General features: G+C 64.1%; 19 protein-coding genes. 12 read left to right on the top strand and 7 right to left on the bottom strand.

Annotated elements, in window-relative coordinates:
* Positions 1-23: 23 nt before the first annotated feature.
* The 4 genes from GCU68_RS12495 to GCU68_RS12480 all read right to left on the bottom strand — a co-directional run bounded on the left by GCU68_RS12495 (position 24) and on the right by GCU68_RS12480 (position 3451).
* A complete protein-coding gene (locus GCU68_RS12495; RefSeq protein WP_152942084.1) occupies positions 24-524 on the bottom strand; it encodes a hypothetical protein in 501 nt (166 codons plus the stop codon).
* Positions 517-924: a hypothetical protein gene (locus tag GCU68_RS12490; protein WP_152942082.1), complete on the bottom strand. Its 408-nt coding sequence runs from the start codon at positions 922-924 to the stop codon at positions 517-519. The genes GCU68_RS12495 and GCU68_RS12490 overlap by 8 nt, the downstream gene beginning before the upstream one ends.
* Positions 925-963: 39 nt before the next feature.
* The gene (locus tag GCU68_RS12485) at positions 964-2727 is read right to left on the bottom strand and encodes an Nramp family divalent metal transporter (protein ID WP_152942081.1); all 1764 of its coding nucleotides are present in this window, start codon (positions 2725-2727) and stop codon (positions 964-966) included.
* A gap of 160 nt (positions 2728-2887) precedes the next feature.
* Positions 2888-3451, bottom strand: a complete 564-nt coding sequence (locus GCU68_RS12480; RefSeq protein ID WP_152942079.1) for a helix-turn-helix domain-containing protein — start codon at positions 3449-3451, stop codon at positions 2888-2890.
* A 453-nt stretch (positions 3452-3904) separates the two neighbouring features.
* On the opposite strand from GCU68_RS12480, the gene GCU68_RS12475 reads away from it, so the two are divergent.
* From GCU68_RS12475 to GCU68_RS12435, 9 genes are all read left to right on the top strand, one after another.
* Positions 3905-5608 (top strand): L-lactate permease, encoded by a 1704-nt coding sequence (locus tag GCU68_RS12475; protein ID WP_152942077.1) that lies wholly within the window; start codon positions 3905-3907, stop codon positions 5606-5608.
* Positions 5609-5694: 86 nt separating this feature from the next.
* Complete coding sequence (locus GCU68_RS12470; RefSeq protein WP_152942075.1) at positions 5695-8766, top strand: FAD-binding and (Fe-S)-binding domain-containing protein; 3072 nt, start codon at positions 5695-5697, stop codon at positions 8764-8766.
* A gap of 138 nt (positions 8767-8904) precedes the next feature.
* Positions 8905-9531 (top strand): hypothetical protein, encoded by a 627-nt coding sequence (locus GCU68_RS12465; RefSeq protein ID WP_152942073.1) that lies wholly within the window; start codon positions 8905-8907, stop codon positions 9529-9531.
* 87 nt (positions 9532-9618) lie between these two features.
* On the top strand, positions 9619-11115 hold the full coding sequence (gene gatB, locus GCU68_RS12460) for an Asp-tRNA(Asn)/Glu-tRNA(Gln) amidotransferase subunit GatB (RefSeq protein WP_152942071.1): 1497 nt from the start codon (positions 9619-9621) through the stop codon (positions 11113-11115).
* A gap of 459 nt (positions 11116-11574) precedes the next feature.
* Positions 11575-12924: an ABC transporter substrate-binding protein gene (locus GCU68_RS12455; protein WP_152942069.1), complete on the top strand. Its 1350-nt coding sequence runs from the start codon at positions 11575-11577 to the stop codon at positions 12922-12924.
* A gap of 15 nt (positions 12925-12939) precedes the next feature.
* Positions 12940-13824: a branched-chain amino acid ABC transporter permease gene (locus GCU68_RS12450; protein WP_193565052.1), complete on the top strand. Its 885-nt coding sequence runs from the start codon at positions 12940-12942 to the stop codon at positions 13822-13824.
* A complete protein-coding gene (locus GCU68_RS12445; RefSeq protein WP_152942067.1) occupies positions 13817-14881 on the top strand; it encodes a branched-chain amino acid ABC transporter permease in 1065 nt (354 codons plus the stop codon). The genes GCU68_RS12450 and GCU68_RS12445 overlap by 8 nt, the downstream gene beginning before the upstream one ends.
* Positions 14878-15609, top strand: a complete 732-nt coding sequence (locus tag GCU68_RS12440; protein WP_152942065.1) for an ABC transporter ATP-binding protein — start codon at positions 14878-14880, stop codon at positions 15607-15609. The genes GCU68_RS12445 and GCU68_RS12440 overlap by 4 nt, the downstream gene beginning before the upstream one ends.
* Positions 15610-16320 carry an ABC transporter ATP-binding protein gene (locus tag GCU68_RS12435; protein WP_152942063.1) on the top strand — a complete coding sequence of 237 codons (711 nt, stop codon included), beginning with the start codon at positions 15610-15612 and terminating at the stop codon, positions 16318-16320.
* Between the two features lie 141 nt (positions 16321-16461).
* On the opposite strand, the gene GCU68_RS12430 is transcribed toward GCU68_RS12435, so the two are convergent.
* The gene (locus tag GCU68_RS12430) at positions 16462-16917 is read right to left on the bottom strand and encodes an acyl-CoA thioesterase (protein WP_152942061.1); all 456 of its coding nucleotides are present in this window, start codon (positions 16915-16917) and stop codon (positions 16462-16464) included.
* 148 nt (positions 16918-17065) lie between these two features.
* On the opposite strand from GCU68_RS12430, the gene GCU68_RS12425 reads away from it, so the two are divergent.
* Positions 17066-17200: a transporter gene (locus GCU68_RS12425; RefSeq protein WP_152942059.1), complete on the top strand. Its 135-nt coding sequence runs from the start codon at positions 17066-17068 to the stop codon at positions 17198-17200.
* Between the two features lie 50 nt (positions 17201-17250).
* On the opposite strand, the gene GCU68_RS12420 is transcribed toward GCU68_RS12425, so the two are convergent.
* Positions 17251-19020 carry a GMC family oxidoreductase gene (locus GCU68_RS12420; RefSeq protein ID WP_152942057.1) on the bottom strand — a complete coding sequence of 590 codons (1770 nt, stop codon included), beginning with the start codon at positions 19018-19020 and terminating at the stop codon, positions 17251-17253.
* Complete coding sequence (locus tag GCU68_RS12415; protein ID WP_227014854.1) at positions 19020-20015, bottom strand: gluconate 2-dehydrogenase subunit 3 family protein; 996 nt, start codon at positions 20013-20015, stop codon at positions 19020-19022. Before GCU68_RS12415 ends, GCU68_RS12420 begins: the two co-directional genes overlap by 1 nt.
* 294 nt (positions 20016-20309) lie before the next feature.
* On the opposite strand from GCU68_RS12415, the gene GCU68_RS12410 reads away from it, so the two are divergent.
* Positions 20310-21602, top strand: coding sequence for an NAD(P)/FAD-dependent oxidoreductase (locus GCU68_RS12410; protein WP_152942055.1), 1293 nt, complete (start codon positions 20310-20312; stop codon positions 21600-21602).
* 72 nt (positions 21603-21674) lie between these two features.
* A complete protein-coding gene (locus GCU68_RS12405; protein WP_152942053.1) occupies positions 21675-22154 on the top strand; it encodes a cupin domain-containing protein in 480 nt (159 codons plus the stop codon).
* Positions 22155-22159: the final 5 nt, after the last annotated feature.

Genomic DNA, 22159 nt, shown 5'->3' with positions numbered 1-22159 from the left:
ATGGTTCTGGATGATCGTTCGTGTCATCTATGGTGGCGAAACCGCCCAAAACTCTCGCGCGGGTCGAACCCGATCCCCGATCGGCGCTCCACCGACAGCGACGCCGTCGGGACGAACGACGCGAGTCCGTCGACGACCCCCTCGAGGTCGATCGGGGCGTGGATACGATAGGCGTAGGGTGGCCCCGACGCGACGTGGATCGCGATCTTTTCGCGGGCGATCGATTGCCCGTCGTAACAGACGACCCGCTCTATGTCGTCGTAGGCGACGTCGATCGTTCGGGTCGCCGCCGCTCGAACGGCCTCGAGACCGCCCTCGCGGTAGGTGCGCGCGAAGCTGACCGCTTCCTGCTGTGGCGTGCCGGTCAGCAAGCCGACGACGGGCGTAATCGTGCCGTACTCGACGACGAGCAGGCCGTCGGCGGTAAAGAACAGATCGGCGAGCCGCAGCGGCACCGTGCCGGTCATCCCGAAGTGGACGTGGACGCCGACGACCGGCTCTGCAGGGTGTGAACTGTCACTCATGATCGAGAGTCGGGTCGGTGGCGAACACCCAGCGGACGAGCAACACCGCGCCGATCAAGAAGGGGGCGGCGGTGACGAGGCGGTCGGTCAGCGCGAAGTACAGTCCGAAGACGAATCCTCCGAGAGCGATCGCGACGCCAGCCCGCTGTGGCGAGGTATACGACGGTCGGTCCGGCTTTCCGCAGTCTGGCGGCGAGGCTCGAGCCACGCGCTCTGCCAGATAGGTTCCGACCATGATCGCGAGGACGAATCCGACGAGCGCCGTCTCGAGCGAGGCGGGCGGCTCCCAGCTCCCCACGCTCGGTCCCATCCGAACGGCGACGATCACCGCCAGCCCACCGCCGTAGATTGCCAGCCGACGGGCGGCGAGCCGTCGTGCGATATCGAGCCCGGACGCCATTCGGTTTCTCTCGTCGCTGTGGACAGATAGGTCTCGCGATCACTGCGGCCAGTCGCTGTCGTCCGCCTCGAGCCCGTTGGGTTCCCGTCCGCGTCGACGATACGTCGCGATCGCGCTGTTGACGATCACGTACCCCTGTACGACACCGAACAGCACCCAGAGGAGGGAGCCACCGGGCGCGCTGCCGAGGATACCGACCTCGGTTCGAAAGAGCGCCAACCCGAAATCGCGCTCGAGGGTCAGTCCGAGCAGGAGGACGCTGAGATAGCCGAAGAAGCTGGAGGCCCACCACATGGCGACGACCCGTCCCCAGCCGGGGGCGGCGTAAGCCGGCAGTCGGCGACTGTTGATCAGCAAGATCAGCGCGGTGTACGGCCACATCAGCAGTCCCGACATCGCAGCGCCGACGACGAGTAGTCCGAACGGGTTCTCGACGGGGACTGGCAGGGCGAGAATCGCGATCCCCCACAGGACGAAGGCAGTGAGCAGGCCCCAGAAGATCCGTGAGAGGTCCCAGCCGGCCTCGCGGCCGTAGGCTTCGTAGATTACGTCGGCGCTGTTGCGAACGAAGGACTCGATGATCGCGTACTGGGTTGTAAACAACGCGATAAAGAGCACGACGTAGACGAGGACGCCGCCGAAGTGGCCGAGTTGTGGGGCGACCTCGTACAGCCACATGCTCACCGCGTCGCGGTCGGTTCCTGAGGCGTACTGCGCCGTGACAGCCATCAGCGCGGTCGAGACGGCGAGCAGCCCGACGACGAACGTCAGGAAGTGCTCGAGTCGGGCGACGCGCCACCAAGCGGTCCACCGCTTTTGGTTCGACTCCGTGTTCCGCGGCGCGAAGCCGTCGCGCTGGACCGGCTCCGGCTCGTCACCGATGAGCGGGTTCTTGATCCGACCCTGATAACGACCCATGCCGTAGCCCTTCTCGCGAACCCAGAGACTCTGGGAGAGGTTGAGATAGCCGCCAGCGCCGGCGAAGGCGACGCCGCCGAGGAACGCGGCGATCTCGGTCTCCGGCGGCAGGCTCCCGATGCTCATCGCGCCGGCGGGAACCGATCCGAGTTCGCCGACCGAGCCCGCGACGAAGAAGAGGACGACCGCAAGCACGGACGTCAGTGCGACGAGGACGAGTTGAATGCGCTCGACGACGTTGTAGACCAGCGGCGTCAGCTGGTAAGTGAGCCAGATGACGACCATCAGCCCGATACCGAACGCACGCCAGCCGGGAAGCCGGTAGCTGCCGACGGAAAGCGCGTAGTCGCCGAGGCCGACACCAGTCGCGCCGACCTGTGCAGCACTCGCTGCCCACCCCGGCCAGCCGAGGCTAACGAGGCCGAGCGCCAACACGACAATCGGCCACACGGGGTGGACGCGGTCGAGCGCTCGAAAGACGCTCTCGCCGGTCAACAGCGTCCAGCGCTGAATCTCCGTGTTGATGACGAACTGCGTGAAAACGCCGATCCAGAACGCCCAGTAGAGCGCCCAGCCGTACTGGGCGATCAGTCCGGGCCAGAACAGCGTCTCGCCGCTGCCGAGCGAGGCCCCGAGCATGATTGCACTCGGCCCGATGAGGTGGCCGAGCTTCGGCACTTTCGGCAGATCGAGCAGCCGAAACCGTCCCCCGGTTCCGCGCTCCGGCGACGACTCGTCCGTCGGTGCGGGCTCGAGGTTGTCGTACGCGACGGGGACGTACGCCGACGCGCGATAACGCTCGCCGTCGTCTTCGTCGACGTAGACGTCGTCCGCGTCGCCGCCCGCATCGCTGTCGGCCCGATCAGCCGTCGCTCGATCAGCCACGGACCGTCACCTCGAGCCGCCGGCGGTCCGACTGCCGACCGAGGTGTGGACGTGCCGGTGTCGACAAGCCATGGGGACGACCGCGTCGGTTCACGCTGGGAATCTTGTAGACAATCATAGTAAACGTATTGCTCGGTGGCTGTGATCGGGAATAGCCGTGCTACCCGCCGAGGAAGTGCCAGATGTGGCCACGCTCCTGTGGCGGGTCGACGCCCGGAAGTTCCTTCAGCGCGGGCTGAATCGCGTTCCACCAGCCGTCGGCCGTCTCGAATCCCGCTGGATGCTGCGGGAAGACGTCCTGCAAGAAGTCCGACTTCTTCGCGCTCGGGTTTTCGGTGAGGTAGTCGTAGGCCGCACGCAGCGCCTCGCGTCGATTCTCGAGCGTCTCGCCGGTTCCGGGCAACTCCACGTCGGCCATCGCGTTCCTGACGGTGTCCGGAACGTGGTCGTCGCGCTCGGGCGGGACGGTCGGCTCGCCGTCGAGTGGAACCCACCAGACGCGTCCGCGCGCGCCGACTTTCCGCGTCTCGAGCGCGCCGTCGTCGACGAGCGCGTTCAGCTTGTTGTGTGCCGTTCGACGCGAGCACTCGAGGGCGTCCATCACGTCGCTGGCAGTCAGCGGGCGCGCACGATCCGTCCGTGAGTCGAACACCGCTAGCACGTCTTCGGGCGGAATGCGCCCCACGTACTGGCCGTCTTCGTTCCGTTCGCGTTCGCGCGCCATACCGAACTGCCGCGTCGGGGACCGCATAAACCTTTACACACAACTGGGCTGGCCAATACACACAACTGAATAGGTATGACGAAAGCGTACCCGGCAAAAACGGTAGTTGAGTGTATAGGTTCAAAACCGTGTTTTCAGGGCATCACACGGTTGGATAGCCAATGTAGTTGAATGAAGTGGCCAGAGACGGCAGTCGAACCGTGATACCGACTTCTTCGAAATTGGTCCACAATTGGCTGTATCAGCCGTATTCAGCAGTTTAGACGACTGAGGGACACTCAATTCGGTCGAAGTTCGGGTGTTGCACACCAACGATCGTGATAAATCTCGGCCAGAAATACGCCTGTTCGATAGTTATATATAATGGATCTGCTCATGCTCTGACGATGCCAGAACGAATCCACGATCGAACCAGGAGCTGTACTGTCCGACACCCAACCGGAGGCGTGTTCGATGGCAAGTAGCGCGCTACTGGCGGTCTTACCGCTCGTCGTCGTCGCCGTCCTACTCGTTGCCCTGCTGTGGCCTGCCGCTCGAGCGATGCCAGCCGCCTGGCTCGTCGCCGTCGGCGTCAGCTACGTCGCCTGGGAGATGCCTCCCGAGTGGATCGCGGCCGCCACGATCAGCGGCCTGATGACTGCCCTCGAGATTCTCTGGATCGTCTTCGGGGCGCTCGTCCTGTTGTATACGCTGATGCGCTCCGGGGCGGTCGATCAGATCAACGACGGCTTCGCCTCGATCAGCGAGGACCGACGCGTCCAGGTCGTCCTGCTCGCCTTTTTCCTCGCGACGTTCATCGAGGGCGTCGCCGGCTTCGGGACGCCGGCTGCCGTCGTCGCACCGCTGATGCTCGCGCTCGGCTTCCCGGCGCTTGCGGCGGTCGTCGCCGCGTTGGTCGGCCACGCGGTCGCGACGGTGTTCGGTGCGGTCGGCACGCCGATCATCGTCGGCTTCGAGGCGCCGCTTGCAAGCGTCGAAGCGATCCTCGCGGGCGAAGGGCTCACCGTCGGGGCGTACGCCACCGCCGCTGGCGGCTGGGCGGCACTGTTAAACGGGCTGCTCGGCGTATTGATGCCGACGTTCGCCGTCGGCATGGTCGTCTACTTCTTCGGCGACCCCGAGGAGCGATCGCTCGCCTCGCTGTGGGAGGTCGCGCCGCTGTGTCTGTTCGCCGGCGTCGCCTTTTCGGTTCCCTACTGGGCGTCGGCGTGGTTCATCGGTCCCGAGCTGCCGTCGCTCGTTGGCTCGATGGTCGGTGGCGCACTCGTTGTCGGGGCGCTCAAAGCGGGTTACTTCGAGCCGGAGTCCGTCTGGGAGTTCCCACCACAAGAGACGTGGCCCGACCACTGGGTTGGCTCCATCGAACCGGGCAGCAGCGAGGTCGATTCGAACATCGACGAAACGGCAGAGTCGATGTCGCTGCTGCGTGCGTGGTCGCCGTACCTGATCCTCGTCGTATTGTTGATCGGAACCCGCGTGATCGAGCCGGTCGCGGCGTTCCTGCAGAACGGTCCCGGCATGGCGATCGAGTGGTCCGCGATCTTCGGCACCGAAATCGGCCAATCGATCGGCTGGGCGTACGTCCCCGGTACGTGGCTCGTCCTCAGTGCGCTACTTGCCATCCCGCTGTTCGGCATGAACTCCGACGAGGTCGTCGGCGCGTGGCGCGAAGCCGGCAGCAAGATCATCTCGCCGCTGATCGCGCTCGTGTTCGTCATCGCGATGGTCGAGATCATGCTCGAGACCGCGACCCATCCGGGAGCCCCCGACGGGAGCATGATCGTCGTGCTGGCGGAGGCGACCGCCGCGGCGATCGGCCCTGCTTACCCGATGTTTGCACCGGCCGTTGGTACACTCGGCGCGTTCATCGCTGGGTCGATCACGGTCAGCAATATCACGTTTAGCGCGTTCCAGTTCGAAGTCGCACAGAGTCTCGGGCTACCGACCCAGTTGATGCTCGGCGCACAGGCCGCCGGCGCAGCGATCGGGAACGTAATCGCGATCCACAACGTCATCGCCGCCCTCGCGACGGTCGGACTCGTCGGCAAGACCGGCCGCGTCGTTCGACTTAATCTCATCCCCGTTACCTACTATCTGATCGTTGGCGGCCTCCTGACGACGATTGCCGCCTACGTCGTCTTCCCGGCGGTGTTCTGAGCCGTCGCTGGCAGTATACGTATCGACCTCCAATACCCTCTCACGAAGCGTTCGACCGACGGCAACGAAGCCCTGACGTAAATCCAATGACAATCACACCACCGAACCAACTCGATCCAGCGACTGACCCCGAAGCGAACTACGACTACCGGAGCGACGACGTCGACCGGCCCGACCTGCTCGCGGCCTTAGAGGCCCGCGTCGATGGCGACGTTCGTTTCGATAGCTACTCGAGGCGGATGTACGCGACCGACGCGAGTATCTACGACGTGACGCCGGTCGGTGTCGTCTTCCCGACGTCGACCGACGACGTCGCGAGCGTCGTCTCCTACTGTGCCGAGCAGGGAATTCCCGTTCTCCCGCGCGGTGGTGGGACGAGTCTCGCCGGGCAGACGGTCAACGAGGCCGTTGTCCTCGATTTCACGACGTACATGGACGGTGTCGTGAACATCGATCCCGACGAGCGGCGGGCGACCGCCCAGTCGGGAATCTACCTCGGCTCGCTCAACGAGGCGCTTGTCCCCCACGACCTGAAGTTCGCACCCGACCCCGCCTGGGGCGACAAGAGCGCACTTGGCGGCGCGATCGGCAACAACTCGACCGGCGCACACTCGCTGCAGTACGGCAAGACCGACGCCTACGTCGAGGAAGTCGAGGTCGTCCTCGCGGACGGCACCGTCACCACCTTCGGCGAAGTCGCCCTCGAGGAGTTGCCCGAACTCGCCGACGGTGACGACCTCGAGTCGGCGATCTACGCCGAAGTCGCCCGGATTCTCGACGAACAGGGCGAGCTGATCGACGAGCAGTACCCCGACCTGAAACGTAACGTCTCGGGGTACAATCTGGACTGGCTCGTCGAGGACGCCTACGGCGGCGAGCGCGGCATCGGCGAACCCGACGCCGAGGGTGGGACGGTCAACCTCGCGAAACTGCTCTGTGGCAGCGAGGGGACGCTCGCGATCGTCACCGAGGCGACTGTCTCGCTCGAGCCCATTCCGGAAGAAAAGAGCATGGCCTTGCTCGCTTACGACAGCGTCCTCGAGGCGATGGACGACGTCGAGCCGATCGTCGACCACGACCCGGCGGCGGTCGAGGTGCTCGACGACGTGATGATCGACCTCGCCCGGGACACCCCCGAGTTCGCGCCCGTCACCGAGATGCTTCCGGACGGAACGGCCGCGGTCCTGATCGTCGAGTTCTACGCCGACGACGTCGCCGACGGCAAACGGAAGGTGGCGAACCTGCTCGCGGATCGCTGTCCGACCGTCGACCCCGAAGGCGAGGCCGACGACGAGGACGAGCGAACGACCACCGCAAGCGAGGTGCTCGCGTTCGACGCCATCGAGGCCTACGACGCCGACAGTCGTGCGAAGATCTGGAAGCTGCGCAAGTCCGGCCTCCCGATCTTGCTCTCGCGGACGACCGACGAGAAACACGTCGCCTTCATCGAGGACACCGGCATCCCGCCGGAGAATCTCCGGGCGTTCGTCGCCGACTTTCAGGAGGTTCTCGAGGACCACAACACCTACGCCAGCTTCTACGCCCACGCCGGACCGGGCGTCCTCCACATCCGCCCGCTCGTGAACACGAAGACTGAGGCGGGGCTCGAGGACATGGAGTCGATCACCGATGCCGTCACCAATCTCGTCGTCGAGTACGACGGCTCCGTTTCGGGCGAACACGGCGACGGGCGCGCCCGAACCCAGTGGAACCGCAAGCTCTACGGCGAGGAACTCTGGGGGACTTTTCAGGAACTCAAGACGGCGTTCGACCCCGACTGGCTGCTCAACCCTGGGCAGGTCGTCTTCCGCGACGATGATCCGACGGACATGACCGAAAATCACCGCTTCGGCCCCGACTACGAGTTCAACGCCGGCTTCGACCCAGTGCTCGAGTGGGACAACGACCAGGGCTTTCAGGGGATGGCCGAACTCTGTCACGGCTGTGGCGGCTGTCGCGGCGAACAGTCCACGACCGGCGGCGTGATGTGCCCGACGTTCCGGGCCGAAGACGAGGAGATCCTCTCAACGCGCGGCCGCGCGAACATGCTCCGGGCGGCGATGAGCGGCGAGTTGGATCCCGACGAGCAGTTCGACGACGAGTTCGTCGAGGAGGTACTCGACCTCTGTATCGGCTGTAAGGGCTGTAAACACGACTGCCCGAGCGGGGTCGACATGGCCAAAATGAAGGCCGAACTCACCTACGAACACCACAAGCGAAACGGGACATCGCTTCGCGACCGGTTCTTTACGAACTTCGATACGCTCGCGAAAGTCGGCTCCGCCACCGCTCCCGTCTCGAACTGGGCAGCGAATCTGCCCGGCAGCGGTCTGCTCACCGAGAAACTACTGGGGATCTCCCGGGAGCGTGACCTGCCGACGTTCCGGCGCAACACGTTCGCGAAACGCGTCGCGGACCACCGACCCGCCGTAGCCGCCCGCGAGGCCGACCGTCGCGTCGTCCTCGTTCCCGACGTCTACACCAACCACGAGTATCCCGAGGCCGGAGAGGCCGCCCTCGCAGTGCTCGAGGCCGCGGGCGTCCACGTCGAAATTGCCGACCCGCGCGACGTTGGTCGACCGGCGTACTCGAAAGGGCTGCTCGATCAGGCCGCCGAAAACGCGACCGACACCGTCCACGAACTCCTGCCGTACGTCGAGGACGGCTACGACGTCGTGCTGATCGAGCCCTCTGACGCCGTTATGGTCCAGTCGGACTACCTCGACCTGTTCGATCACCCGGAGGTCGAGGCGGTCGCCGAGAATACCTACGGCATCTGTGAGTACATCGACCGGTTCGGTCTCGACGCCGAGATCGAGTTCGACGCGCCCGACGAGCACCTCGCCTACCACGGCCACTGCCACCAGAAAGCTCACGCGAAAGACCATCATGCGGTCGGCGTCCTCCGGCGGGCCGGCTACGCGGTCGATCCGCTCGACTCGACGTGCTGTGGGATGGCCGGCAGTTTCGGCTACGAGGTCGAACACTACTCGATGAGTAAGGCAATCGGTGAGGTCCTCTACGAACAGGTCGACGACAGCACGGGCGAGCGCGTCGTCGCCCCCGGCGCGTCTTGTCGGACCCAACTCGAGGAGCGTCCCGGCGCGACCGAAGAACCGCCGACACCGATCGAAGTCGTCGCCGCGGCGCTCGAGTAACGGCCGTCTCTGCCTCGTAACTGGGTGGTAAGGTCGCCGACGGCCCGCGCTCGGGCCGCTCGAGGCCGTCTTCCGACACTCCGACTGGAGTTGGCACTCGGCGAACACTTTTGTTTCGATAACTCGTCATGCTATCGCATGTCTCCACCGTCCGACTCGCACGGCAGCGAACGTCGTCGACTTCGGTCGACCGCCGACAGGCGCGAGCACGTCATTGATTCGGTCGTCTTCTACGGCCTCGGCCAGGTGCTCGTCCTCACCACGCTGTGGCTCTGGTACGTCTACCAGTCGCCGTTTCGCCGAGGAGATGTCGTTCTCGGGACGATCGTCGCGCTGAGCTGTCTGCCACTCGGGATCGGCCTTCGTCGGCAACGAGCCGCCGTCGGCACCGTGTCGTGGCCGAAAATCGACGACGTGACGCTCGGAATCGGCGACGGCTACCGGCGGTGTCTCGCACGCGGCGTCCTTCTCTCTGCCATCATCGGCATCGCCGCCTACGGGGCGGCCGCCGTCGGAACGGTGACGACGACGGCGCTTGCACCCGCCGCCGTCGCCCTCGCCAGCGTAGTTGCCGGCGTCCGGGTCTTTCCGGAACTCGTCGGCCTCAAGCGTCGGGCGCGCGGCCGTCGGATCGCACTGTACGCGATAGCACTCGCCGGCGGCTTCTACTTCGGTGCGCCGTTCGCATCCGGGGTTGGTTTTCACTCGGCGTACGTCCTCTATCCGCTGTTGGTGGCCCTCGGCGTGCTCGATGCGATACTGTGACCGAGGAGACCGGCGACGGATTCGAGGTCGAGCGCTGGTGAGGGCGTCCCGTTACGTTTTACCCGGCCCGGCCCGAATCGTGGCGCAATGACTGCCCAGACCGTCCAGCAGGGCGACCTCGTAACCGTCATCGGCCTCGAGGTCCACGTTCAGCTGGAGACCGACACGAAGATCTTCTGTGGGTGTTCGACCGACCAGACTGACGAGCCAAACGAGAACGTCTGTCCGGTCTGTCTCGGCCTGCCGGGGGCGCTGCCGGTGCTGAACGAGGCTGCCGTCGAGGCCGCCGTCAAGATCGGCAAGGCGATCGACGCCGACATCCCCGAGGAGACCCGCTTCCACCGGAAGAACTACTACTACCCCGACTTGCCCAAGAACTTCCAGATCACCCAGTACGACGAACCGATCTGTCAGGAAGGCGACCTCGAAATCAGCGTCGAGGGACAGCGCCGAACCGTCACGATCGAACGCGCCCACTTAGAGGAGGACCCGGGCAGCCTCCAGCACGTCGGCGGCGGTGGCGGCATCGATTCGGCCGACTACACGCTCGTCGACTACAACCGCGCGGGCACGCCGCTGATGGAGATCGTCACAGCACCGGACTTCCGCAGTCCGAGCGAGGTGCGGGCCTTCTTGGCCGAACTCGAGGAGGTGCTCGAGTATCTGGGCGTCTTCGACGCCGAGCGCGACGGCAGCCTGCGGATCGATGCCAACCTCTCGATCATCCCCGAAGACGAGATCCAAAGCGACGACGTCACCGAGATCAGTGACGAGGCGCTCGCCGCCGCAAATCGGACGGAGGTCAAGAACATCTCGAGTCACAAGGGTGCCGAGAAGGCGCTGGCTTACGAGGAGACTCGCCAGAAAAACGCGATCCAGCGCGGGCGCGCGGTCGAACAGGAGACCCGCCACTGGGACGAGTCTCGGGGAATCACGGTCTCGATGCGCTCGAAAGAAGAGGAAAAGGATTACCGCTACTTCGAGGAGGCCGATCTCCCGCCGCTTCGCGTCTCGGGCTGGAAAGACGAGATCGCGATCCCCGAACTCCCGACGGCGCGCCGCGAGCGATTCCAAGACGAGTACGGGCTGAGCGAGGAGGCCGCCTCGAAACTCACCTCGACGAAGCAGGTCGCGGACTTCTACGAGGACGTCGCCGGCGAGTTCGACCCCGATCTGGCGGCGACGTGGGTCGCGGACAACCTGCTGGGCGAACTCAACTACCGCGATATGGAAATTACGGACCTCGAGGGCCGCCTTGAGGACGTCAACCGACTCGTCGAACTCGTCGCCGACGACGAGATTACGGCGAAAAACGCCCACGAGACGGTGTTGCGATCGATGCTCGACGACGGGGACGCCCCCGACGAGATCGTCGACCGAGAAGGACTGGGCAAGACCGGCGAGGACGAGGTCCAGCAAGCGGTCATCGAGGCGATCGACGAGAACCCCGACGCCGTCGCTGATTACGAGTCCGGCGACGACGGCGCGATCAACTTCCTCGTCGGACAGGTGATGCAAAAGACCGGTGGCAGCGCCGACCCCGGCGACGTCAATCAATTGCTGCGAGCCGAACTCGAGGCGTAACGGCTCATACTGTCTGCTGTAAGTCATTTCCGGTGGGACCGCGATCGGTCCTGCGATCCCACCGATGTGCTGCCGATCACAGCGGTGGGGTCGGAGATCGACGGTACGTGACGATAGCAGTCCGTCTCACCCACGAACTCGAGGGACGCGTCTGATTTTCCCTAATCGACTGAGCCGCAGCCGCTGGCTCGTTACTATCAAGTGACGTAGTCACATGCTGCGGTCGGTCCGAAGAGACAGCGGTGATCCGAAAACGGTGCGGCGCAGTCGGTACGGGGGTCGCTCCCCATTTTCGGTTCACTTATCCGTGCGAGAACTGCCGAGTTCGACCGCGGATCGACCCCGGCGATCACGGCGAAAGCGAGGCGGTCGCGTTTTGCGACGATTGCTAACGTCCCTCATATTTATTATGGATGGATCAAAAGAGGTGAAAGAGCATCGGTAACTCAATTGGTTATAATGACTAACGAAGATAATAATACGGCAGAATACAATAGTACTGGTAACGAAACGGTCGGGCGGCGGACGTTTCTGGCTGCGACGGGAGCGGCGACAGTGACGACGTCACTGGCCGGCTGTCTCGGTGGTATCAGCGGTGGCGGCGACGACGTGTTCCGGATCGGGCATCTCGGCCCGACGGAACTCGAGATGGGGCGCGGTGCCGAGCGAAGCGCACAGCTTGCGGTCGACGAACTGAACGACAACGGCGGGATACTCGGCCAAGACGTCGAGTTGCTCTCGGAAGACACCGGCGGCGCACCGACCGAAGGGGAGCGCGTCACCGAGAACCTGATCCAGCAGGACAACGTCGACCTGCTTGTCGGGACGTTCGTCAGCGAAGTCACACAGGGAATCATCGATTTCGTCGCGGAGATGGACGTCCCGTTCCTGATCACCGGCTCCGCGGACCCGGACACGATTACCGAGAACCACGGCGAAGATTACGACCACTACAAGAACGTCTTCCGGACCGGCCCGATCAACTCCGATCTCCAGGCCGAAGGCATGGCCGGCTACGCGACCTATCTCAACGAGGAGTACGGCTGGGAGAACTTCTCCATTCTGGCCGACGACGCCGCCTGGACCACGTCGTTCCGGGACATCCTTCCCACCCAGATCGAAGAGACCGACGGGCTCTCGGTCGTACACGAGGATCGCATGTCCGTCGAGACGGACAACTTCACACCCTTCCTCGACGCCGCCGACAGCGCGGATGCCGACGTCGTCTTCCGATTTATCGCTCACGGCGGGGCAGCGGCGTTTACCAGCACCTGGGCCCAAAACGAGTACCCGTTCGCACTCGAGGGCGTCAGCGTGCCGGGCATGTCCCCCGAGTTCTGGGACGCGACCGAGGGGGCCTGTCTGTACGAAACGACGTCCCAGTCTGGGGCCGGCGGCGTCGCCCCGCTGACCGAGCGCTCGATGGACTTCGTCGACGCGTACGAAGCCGAGTACGGCGACGAAGAGCCGCCGAGCAAGCCGATGTACATGGGTTTCAATTCCTACGACGCGGTGTTGTTCTACGCCGAGGCGGCCGAAGCCGCCGACACGGTCGACTACGAGAGCGATCTCGACGCTATCGTCGACGCGATGCTCGACCTCGAGTTCACCGGTGCTGCCGGTTCGGTTTCGCTCTACGGGCCGGACTCGGAATACCCACACGACGTCAGAGAGACCAGAACCGAGGACGGGATCATTTCGAACTTCCCGATCACACAGTGGCAACCGGACGGGGACGACGGCGTCGTCGAATGTGTCTACCCGCAAGCGGACGCGACTGCAGATCACGTCGAACCCGAGTGGCTCTAATCGCCGTAGGAACGCATGATAGGACAATTACTCTCGATTCTGGTGTTAGGGGCCATGATCAGCGCCGTCTACGCGCTGGTCGCCATCGGCTTTACGATGATCTTCGGTGTCGGCGGCGTGTTGAACCTCGCACACGGCGCGTTGATCATGATCGGTGCCTTCGCGTACCTCGCGCTTACGTCGACTGCCGGGACAATCTCGCTACCGCCGATCGTCGGCTTCGTCCTCGCAGTCGCGATTACGGCCGGTGCGTCGTACGTGCTGTACGCGGGCCTCGTCTCGTACATCGAAGACAACATCGTCATCACGTTTCTCGCGACGGTCGTCGTCGCGCTCTTGGTGACCGAAGTGATCATCATCCGCTTCGGGGCTTCCCCCTCACAGCTGATTCCGGTCGTGGCCGGCTCGATTACCCTCGAGGTCGTTGGCACCCGGATTCGGTACGTGGAACTGGTTGCCTTCGTCGTCTCGTGGATCGCGATCGGGTTGCTCTGGTACTACGTGACGAAAACCGACGAAGGACGGTCGATCCTTGCCACGTCGATGAGCAGGCGCGGGGCGGAGCTCACGGGCGTCGACCTCGAGACGGTCAAATCCCGAACCTGGCTGATCGCCGGCGCGTTCGCCGGGATCGCCGGCGTCTTCATTGGGACGTTGCAGTCGACGGCCCCGGAGATGTGGCTCAATCCGCTGGCGCTCGCCTTTATCATCGTCGTGATCGGCGGCATCGGCAGCATCAAGGGCTCGGTCGTCGCCGCGTACCTGATCGGCTACCTCGAGACGGCCTCGATCGAGATCCTCGGGCCGAGCTTTCAGGGCGTCCTCTCACTGATCGTTCTGGCCGCCGTCTTGCTCGTCTTACCGCAGGGTCTCTACGGGAGGGAGCTCGTCCATGAGTAGCGCAACCGATCGCCTCAGTACGGTAACGGGACGACTCGATCAATCGCTGCAGCCGCTGGCGAACGGCTTCAACCGACTGTTCGGTTCCTACGTCGGCGAACTCAACGGGCTACAGTTCGTGTTCGTCTTCGGCTCGCTCGCCGCCGTGGTGACGGCACCGTTCTGGGGCACGTTCGGGCTCGTCAGAGCGATGACGGTCGCAGCGATCTGGGCGATCTTCGCGATGAGCTGGGATATCCAGAGCGGCTACACCGGCTACATCAGCTTCGGACACTCCGTGCTCTCTGGGGCAGCGGCGTACACGACAGCGATGTTGATCCACAACGTCGATCCGGGGCTTCCGATGGCGATCACGATTCCGCTGTCCATTCTGGCCGCACTCGTGGTTGGGCTGCTTATCTCGCTGCCGTCGCTTCGCCTCTCCGGGCCGTACTTCTCGTTGATCACGTTCGTCGCGGTGTTGATCTTCTACCGGCTGATCCCCTCGTTCAGTTCCTACACGGGCGGCGAAACGGGGATTCAATCCGTCGAGGTCTTCACCTACGACCCGATCGTCCGCTACTACTACATGATCGTGCCGATGCTCGTGATCGCCGTCGTGCTTACGCTCATCGCGCGGTCGAATATCGGCCTGATCCTCGTGTCGATCCGCGAGAACGAAGCCGCGGTCAACGCAGCCGGTATCGACGCGACGAAGTTCAAGATCTTCGCGTTCGCGCTGAGTTCGCTCCCGATGGGGATCGGTGGCGTCTTGCTGGTTCACTTCACCGGCGGCGTCGATCCGACGACGTTCATCGCCGTCGACCGCAGCATCGAGATGATCGCGATGGCCGTCCTCGGCGGCATGAGTTCGGTTCTCGGCCCGCTGGGTGGCGCGTTCTTCCTCATCGTGTTGCGAGATTACGTCCTCACCGACCTCGCAGGCCTCTCGTCGCCGGCTCGGTGGACGATCTTCTGGTCGCTCGTGTTGGTCGTGCTAGTGTTCGCCCGAGATGGCCTGTTCCGAAAACTCTGGCACGGCCTCGAGCGCTACGGCGGCGGAGGTGGTCGGCCGTGAGCCTGCTCGAGATCGACGGTGTCACAAAGCGCTTCGGCGGCCTCGTCGCGGTCAACGACGTCTCCTTCGGGGTCGACCGCGGCGAGATCGTCGGCCTGATCGGACCAAACGGCTCGGGCAAGTCGACGGTGTTCAACTGCATCATGAGCATCTACGACGTCACCGAAGGGTCGATCACCTTCGACGGGACCGACATCACCGACCACCGAACTCACGAGGTGGTCAACAGCGGTGTCTCGCGTGTCTCACAGGAATCGAACCCGATCAAATCGATGCCCGTCGCGGGCAACATTCAGCTGTTTACGCTGCCCAACAGCATCGTCTCGTTCGGCGGCGGCGCGAGTGACGGCGAGATCTACGAGTACGCGGCCCGCGTCGACATCGAAAACAAACTCGAGGAGATGCCCGACGAACTGCCACACGCCGACGTTCGTCGCCTCGAGGTCGCGAAAGCGCTCGCGACCGAGCCGGAGCTGTTGTTGCTCGACGAGCCGTTCGCAGGCATGAATCAGGCCGAGATCACCGACCTCGCGGCGACGTTCGAACGGTTCCGCGAGGCGGGTATCACGATCGTCATCGTCGACCACAACATGGGCGGGCTGATGGACCTGGTCGACCGGGCGGTCGTCCTCAACAACGGCGACAAACTCATGGAAGGCACACCGACACAGGTAACGGAAGACACGCGCGTCCAGAAAGCATACCTCGGGACCGCGGAGGAAGCGTAGATGGCACACCTCGAATTACAGGACGTTCACGTCCGCTACGGCAAATCCCAAGCACTGAAAGGCATCTCACTGTCGGTCGAAGAAGGCGAAATCTACGGTGTGATCGGGCCCAACGGGGCCGGAAAAACGACCATGTTGAACGCGATCGCCGGCTTCGTCGACTACGAGGGGCAGATCACCTACGACGGCACCGATCTGGCCGGAGTTTCCTCACAGCAGGTCGTTCGAGACGGACTGGTGTACTGTACCGAAGACCGGGACCTGTTCCCGTTCTTTTCCGTTCACGAGAATCTGCTGATGGGGGCCCAGTTCCGCGACGACCGCGCTGCGGTCGAAGACGACCTCGAGATGGTGTACGACCTGTTCCCGCGGCTCGACGAACGCCGCGAACAGGAAGCCGAGACGATGAGCGGCGGCGAACAACAGATGCTCGCCATCGGCCGGGCGCTGCTGAGCGATCCCGACATGCTGATGCTCGACGAGCCGACGATCGGCCTCGCGCCGGTCATCATCCAGGACATCAGCGCGGCGATCGAGCGCCTGCAAGACGAGGGGCTGACGATCCTGCTGGCCGAACAGAACTCCACGTTCGCGTTGCGCCACGCCGAACGGCTCTCGCTGATCGAAACCGGCGAGATCGAACTCGAGGGGACGGCCGACGAGTTCCACGACAACGAGTACGTTCGCGAGGCGTACGTTGGCGTGCACTGAGACGGTCTGCTGCACCGAATTCGCGGTTCACCCGCGACCGCCTTGCGGTTGCACCGGCACTGACGGACACGAATCCGTATGCGCGGAACGGTTTTTCGCGACTCGAGACGGACTACGTCGCGTTGTTTTTGATCGGCAGCCTCAGCTGTCGGGGAGGCCACCCTGAAACGCCGTGACGCCTTCTCGGAACGCATCGGGAACGCGAGTCGGTCGCTCGGTCTCGAGGTCGACGGCGACGTGCGTGACGCTGCCGTCGACGAGAAGCTGGTCGTCGGCCGCCCGTTTGGCCCGGTAGTCGACGGTGAAACTCGCCGTGCCGATCTCGGCGACCCGCAGTTCGTTGACGATGACGTCGCCGAACTCGGCCGCGTTGCGGTAGTTCAGTTCCGTGTTGGCGACGTGGACCTGCCAGCCATCCTCGTGCATCCGGTCGTAGTCGTAGTCGATATCCCGAAAGAGTTGGGAGACGGCCTCGTCCTGAAACGTGAAGTACTCGCCGTAGAAGACGATTCCCTGCTGGTCGGTTTCGGCGAAGCGGACGCGGTTTTCGAAGACGGGTTGAAAGTCGGACTGTCCGGTATTGTCGGTGGTTCCCATACGTCATACCGCCGCTGCGATCATCAAAGCCGTACCGGCCTCGGCAACGGTGTGGGGTGTCCCCCCACGGCGGGCGACACTCGAGGGGCATCTGTCGCGCTGTCAATGCCGGCCATAACGGTACCTGTTGCCGCATCGACAACGCCTCATGGTCAGAGTTTCGACGATCGTGATCCTCGCCGGTATCGGCCTGCTACTGATCCCGATTCCACCAGTCGCGACGATCCTCGGGATTCTCGTGATTCTGCTCGGGATCGTCCTCAGGCTGGTAACGGATCTATAGCCGCCAGTTTGAGGTGGCGGTGCGCCTGAAAGGCGTCTCGAGGCCGTTTCTCAGGACTCCGCATCCGCCAGCATATCGGGGCTGTCGAGATACTCCTGAATCCCCTCGGCGGCGCGAAACGCCAGCGCACCGACGGTGCCCGTCGGGTTGTAGCCGCTGTTGTGGGCGAATGCCGACGCACCGGGGATAAAGAGGTTGTGTGCGTCCCAACACTGCAGGTAGTTGTTGACGACCGACTCGTTCGGATCGGCGCCCATGATGGCGCCGCCGGTGTTGTGGGTCGACTGATACGGCGTGATGTCGAAACTCCCCTCGAGCGTCGTGGTGGCGTCGACGCGATCGGCGCCCATCTCCGCCATCAGTTCCTCGAGTTGCGGGCCGATGTGTTCGACGAGGTTGCGATCCTGCTCGCGCCAGTCGAAGGTCATCCGCAACAGGGGCTGGCCGTACTGGTCGGTGTAGTTCGGATCGAGATCGAGGTAGTTCTCCCGGAAGGGGAGCACGGCACCCTGTGCTGAAACGCTGATCGAACTGTGGTAGTACTCGAGGCTCTGGGCTTTGAACTCCGATCCCCACGACGGCGTCCCCTCGGGGACCGGATTGTTGGCGATCGGCCGATCGCCGGTCTGGTTGAGCGCGACGTTCCCGCCGTGGAGAAAGTCGAGGTCCGAGTGGTCGAAGTTGTCGCCGTTCAGGTCGTCGAACGAGGCGCCGAGCGCGCCGGCGCCCATGTAGAGGTTCCAGTTCTCGTCGTCGAAGAAACCGCGCGCGCTGGCGCCGAAGTTCTGGTAGCAGTAGTTCTTTCCGACGACACCCTCGCCCGTCTCGGGATCGTACGGTTCGCCGATCCCCGATAACAACAGGAGGCGAACGTTGTTAAGAACGTAGGCGGTCAGCGCGACGACGTCCGCCGGCTGTTCGTACACCTCGTCGGTCCGTCGATCGACGTAGCGGACGCCCTCGACGACGTCCTCTTCCTCGTCGTAGAGGAGTTCGACGACGTCCGCGTGCGTCCGTAGTTCGAAGTTTCCGGTCTCCTGGGCGGCGGGCAACACAGTGGTGATGGGCGAGGCTTTCGCACCCCACTCGCAGCCGAACCGTTCGCAGTAGCCGCAGTACTCGCATTGGCCCTGCTGGACCCCGTCCGGGTTCGTGTACGACTCCGTCAGGTTCGCGGAGGGGGCCTGAAACGGCTCGAACCCGAGATCGTCCGCAGTCTCCTTGAACCGTTCGAGCACGGGCGTTTCGACCATCGGCGGCAGCGGATACTCCCGCGATCGCGGCCCTTCGTAGGGGTTGCCGGCCTCTTGGATCTCGCCCTCGACGTTCCCCGCCTCGCCCGCGATTCCGGCGGTGTACTCGAACTGGTCGAAGTAGGGCTCGAGTTCCTCGTAGCTGATTCCCCAGTCCTGGAGTTGCATGTTCTCGGGAATCTTCTCCTCGCCGTACTCGTCGATCGTCCGCGATCGGATCTCGAAGTCGTAGGGGAGAAACCGCCATGTCTGGCCGTTCCAGTGGACGCCCGCGCCGCCCTCGCCGCTGCCGGGGAGGAACGCGCCGTACCGGCGCATCGGCAGCGCGGGTTCGTCGACGGTGTTCCGGAAGGTAATCGTCTCCTTCGAGAGATCCTGCATCAGTTTGTACCGGAGCGCGTAGCCCAGCTCGTCGTGGACGGTAAAGAAGTTCTCCGTCTCCCGCTCGCCGCCGCGCTCTAGGCTCACCACCTGGTACTCCTCCTGGGCGAGTTCCTTGGCGACGATACCGCCGGTCCAGCCCGCACCGATCGTGACCACGTCGACGGGCTCGAGTTGCTGGACCATTACTGGTCACCTCCGTCGTCCGCGTCGTCGAGATCGATGCTAGTCGCCTCGATTTCAGTCTCGCCGCGAGCGGCGGCCTCGTCGACGACGTTCGGGTAGTCCGCTTCGGCGGCGTCGTGCACGTGGGCGTGTCCTTCTTCGCTCTGCTCGTTGGCCGGCACCTCGTTGTCGCCGTCGATCCCCAACGAGTCGATGTCGTCCGCCAGCCGCCGATAATCCCCCTCCTCGAGTTCGATGTACTCGTCGTCCTCGATCAGGCTTCGGTAACTCCCGAGCGCGCCGGGCGTTCCCGGGAATCCCTTCAGACGCCAGCCGATCATCTCCCGGTTGCCACCGTACATCGGATCGGAGAACATCCCTTCGAGGGTGTTCTGGCGGACCAGTAAGAAGAAGCCGCTCGCGTCGATGTCGACCCTGTCGAACGATTCGACCGCACCGTTCTCGAGCGCGGCGACGATTTCTTCCTGCTGATCCGCCTCCAGGTCCGCAAAGGAGTCCGCGTCGTACGCCGACTGCGTGTGCTCCTCGATCGCCCAGATGGCCTGATCGTAGGCCTCGTTCGGAGTGAGCGCGTACTGCCACCCCTGCGTTTCGGACGGGTTCTGCTCCGCCCAGGGCACTTCCGTCTCCGGGTCGACGTCTTCCGGTTCGTCCGGATCGTCTTCGAACGGGCTAGTTGGGTCTTTTCCGGCGAACGGCCCTTGCATGTACCACCGCTCGCCTCGCCCCCAAGCGGAGTTCAACTGTCCGTCGATGAAGTAGACGACGCCGGCCTCCGGCGCGCCCGGCCCGTTGTCGTCCGACGGATAGATCCGCGCCGTCAGATCGTGGACCACCCGCGCCTGTTGGATCGTGAAGTACTCGAGCCCCTGTTCTTCGACCTCGACTTCTTCGATCTCTTGCATCGACGCGACGTCGAAGTCCTCCGGATCGAACGTGCCCTCGGCCGGCGCGGCGATCCCGAAGACAGCCAGTCCGCCCCCGACTCGCATCATCTTCCGACGCGAGAGGTCACGCGTAAAATCCAGTTTCGATTTGCTAGTGTCTCTCATGCAGCATCCAATGGACCCCGAAACGAGAGTTAACACGTCGCCCTGCAGATGATTGCAGTACACTCTCGATCACGGTGGCGGCTTTCGACGGGCGACGAACGGACCCCAATTCCGGACAGCTGGAGGGATCTCTTTCGAACGGTCACGCGAGGACGGTTCGAATCATGCCTGGGCGCGACGGACCAGCCGTTTGCCGTTGGGTTCACGGTTTTGTGTCTCGTCTTCGAACGACGGGGTATGCAGTCGACTCCGCGTGTGATCGTCGTCGGTGGTGGGCTCGCCGGCCTCGTCGCGGCGCGCCACCTCGCAGACGACGGAGCAGACGTAACGCTGCTGGAACGTCGTGACACCGTGGGTGGCCGCGTTCGAACCCACGAACAGGACGGCTATCGTTTCGACCGCGGCTTTCAGGTGCTTTTTCCCGCCTATCCCGCGGTCCGGCGCGAACTGGACCTCGAGGCACTCGACCTGCAACGGTTCACTTCGGGGGCGACCATCGTCGGGACCGACCACCGGACGGTGCTCGCTGACCCGCGCCAGCGGCCGGAGCTGCTCCCCGCAACGCTGGCGAACAGCGACGTGACGCTGGGTGACCAACTCCGTCTCGCTTGGCTCTGGTGGGAGCTTCGACGAACGGACCCGGCCGAATTTTTCGACGACGAGCGCCGGCCGGACACCTCGATCGATCGTTATCTCCGCCAGCGTGGGTTCTCCGATCGATTTATCGAGCGCTTTTTCGCTCCGTTTTACGGCGGGATCACCCTCGACCGGTCGCTGTCGACCTCGAGTCGAGTCTTCGAGTACACGTTTCGGACTCTCGCTGAAGGCGGAGCCGCGGTTCCAGCCGCGGGGATGGGCGCGATTCCGGCCCAGCTCGCAGACCGCGTGTGGACAGCCGGCGGAGCACTCGAGACCGGCGTCACTGTCACCGACGTCTCGAGTACCGACCGGTCGGCAACGGTGACGACGGCCGACGGCGAGACGCTCGCAGCCGACGCCGTCGTCGTCGCGGCCGATCCGCCGACCGCGCGCGAGCTTACGGGTCTCGAGTCGATCCCGACCGGCGCGCGAGCCTGCGTGACCCAGTACTATGCGCTGCCGGACGCGGTGGACCTCGAGACCGGGAAACGGCTCTTACTCAACGCGGTCGACGACGACGCGCCGAACCACGTCGTTCCCCACAGCGCGGTCGCTCCGGCGTACGCCCCCGACGGGTCGACGCTCATCAGTGCGACCTACCTTGGCGAACCCGACCACGACGAGACGCAACTGGCCGAGCGCACACGGCTGGCACTCGAGGCATGGTATCCCGACCAGCGGCTCGATGGCCTCGAGATGCTGCGGACCGACCGGATCGAGTTCGCCCAGTTCGACCAGCCGCCGGGGATCCACGACCGACTGCCCGACGCCCGCGATCTCGAGGGCTCGGTCTACCTCGCCGGCGACTACACCCGCTGGTCGTCGATTCAGGGCGCGATGGAAAGCGGGCGCGAGGCGGCACAGGCGGTGCTCGAGGACGTGTCGCAGTAATACTTATCTGAAGTGACAGGGATCGAGCGCTCTCGGACGAAATAATATGGTCATTGGTTGAGAAGAACAGCCATGGGTCTCGTAAACGAGGGCGACCTCGAGTGGACCGAACTGGAACACGGCGAGATGCGGGTTCGGCGAAAGCAGTTGGGAGAGCACACGGACGGCGACGAACTCGGCTGTAGTCTCTACGAACTGCCAGCGGGCCACGAATCGTGGCCCTATCACTACCACACCGCGAACGAGGAGGCGATGTACGTGCTCGCGGGCACGGGAATGCTACGGCTGGCCGACGAACCCCACTCGCTTACCGCGGGCGACTACGTGTCTTTTCCAGCCGACGAAACGGGCGGCCACAAGGTGATCAACGATTCAGACGAGACGCTTCGCTATCTCGTGGTCTCGACGATGAACGAGCCGGACGTTACAGTCTACCCGGATTCGGAGAAACTGGGCGTGTTCGTCGGCGCACCGCCCGGAACGCGATCGGATCGGTCGCTCCACGGCTACTATCCCATCGACGCCGACGTCGATTACTGGGAAGGCGAGTAGCCCGC

This window comes from Natronorubrum aibiense (assembly GCF_009392895.1).
In the GTDB taxonomy this organism is placed as follows: Archaea; Halobacteriota; Halobacteria; order Halobacteriales; family Natrialbaceae; genus Natronorubrum; species Natronorubrum aibiense.
The sequence above is the reverse complement of the archived record's forward strand: the minus strand, read 5'-3'. Positions and strand labels throughout refer to the sequence as shown.

What these genes read in the sequence shown, in the direction of transcription:
- GCU68_RS12495 (WP_152942084.1), bottom strand. Translation starts at nt 524, where the DNA reads ATGAGTGACAGTTCACACCCTGCAGAGCCGGTCGTCGGCGTCCACGTC.
- GCU68_RS12490 (WP_152942082.1), bottom strand. Translation starts at nt 924, where the DNA reads ATGGCGTCCGGGCTCGATATCGCACGACGGCTCGCCGCCCGTCGGCTG.
- GCU68_RS12480 (WP_152942079.1), bottom strand. Translation starts at nt 3,451, where the DNA reads ATGGCGCGCGAACGCGAACGGAACGAAGACGGCCAGTACGTGGGGCGC.
- GCU68_RS12475 (WP_152942077.1), top strand. Translation starts at nt 3,905, where the DNA reads ATGGCAAGTAGCGCGCTACTGGCGGTCTTACCGCTCGTCGTCGTCGCC.
- GCU68_RS12470 (WP_152942075.1), top strand. Translation starts at nt 5,695, where the DNA reads ATGACAATCACACCACCGAACCAACTCGATCCAGCGACTGACCCCGAA.
- GCU68_RS12465 (WP_152942073.1), top strand. Translation starts at nt 8,905, where the DNA reads ATGTCTCCACCGTCCGACTCGCACGGCAGCGAACGTCGTCGACTTCGG.
- gatB (WP_152942071.1), top strand. Translation starts at nt 9,619, where the DNA reads ATGACTGCCCAGACCGTCCAGCAGGGCGACCTCGTAACCGTCATCGGC.
- GCU68_RS12455 (WP_152942069.1), top strand. Translation starts at nt 11,575, where the DNA reads ATGACTAACGAAGATAATAATACGGCAGAATACAATAGTACTGGTAAC.
- GCU68_RS12450 (WP_193565052.1), top strand. Translation starts at nt 12,940, where the DNA reads ATGATAGGACAATTACTCTCGATTCTGGTGTTAGGGGCCATGATCAGC.
- GCU68_RS12445 (WP_152942067.1), top strand. Translation starts at nt 13,817, where the DNA reads ATGAGTAGCGCAACCGATCGCCTCAGTACGGTAACGGGACGACTCGAT.
- GCU68_RS12435 (WP_152942063.1), top strand. Translation starts at nt 15,610, where the DNA reads ATGGCACACCTCGAATTACAGGACGTTCACGTCCGCTACGGCAAATCC.
- GCU68_RS12430 (WP_152942061.1), bottom strand. Translation starts at nt 16,917, where the DNA reads ATGGGAACCACCGACAATACCGGACAGTCCGACTTTCAACCCGTCTTC.
- GCU68_RS12425 (WP_152942059.1), top strand. Translation starts at nt 17,066, where the DNA reads ATGGTCAGAGTTTCGACGATCGTGATCCTCGCCGGTATCGGCCTGCTA.
- GCU68_RS12420 (WP_152942057.1), bottom strand. Translation starts at nt 19,020, where the DNA reads ATGGTCCAGCAACTCGAGCCCGTCGACGTGGTCACGATCGGTGCGGGC.
- GCU68_RS12415 (WP_227014854.1), bottom strand. Translation starts at nt 20,015, where the DNA reads ATGATGCGAGTCGGGGGCGGACTGGCTGTCTTCGGGATCGCCGCGCCG.
- GCU68_RS12410 (WP_152942055.1), top strand. Translation starts at nt 20,310, where the DNA reads ATGCAGTCGACTCCGCGTGTGATCGTCGTCGGTGGTGGGCTCGCCGGC.
- GCU68_RS12405 (WP_152942053.1), top strand. Translation starts at nt 21,675, where the DNA reads ATGGGTCTCGTAAACGAGGGCGACCTCGAGTGGACCGAACTGGAACAC.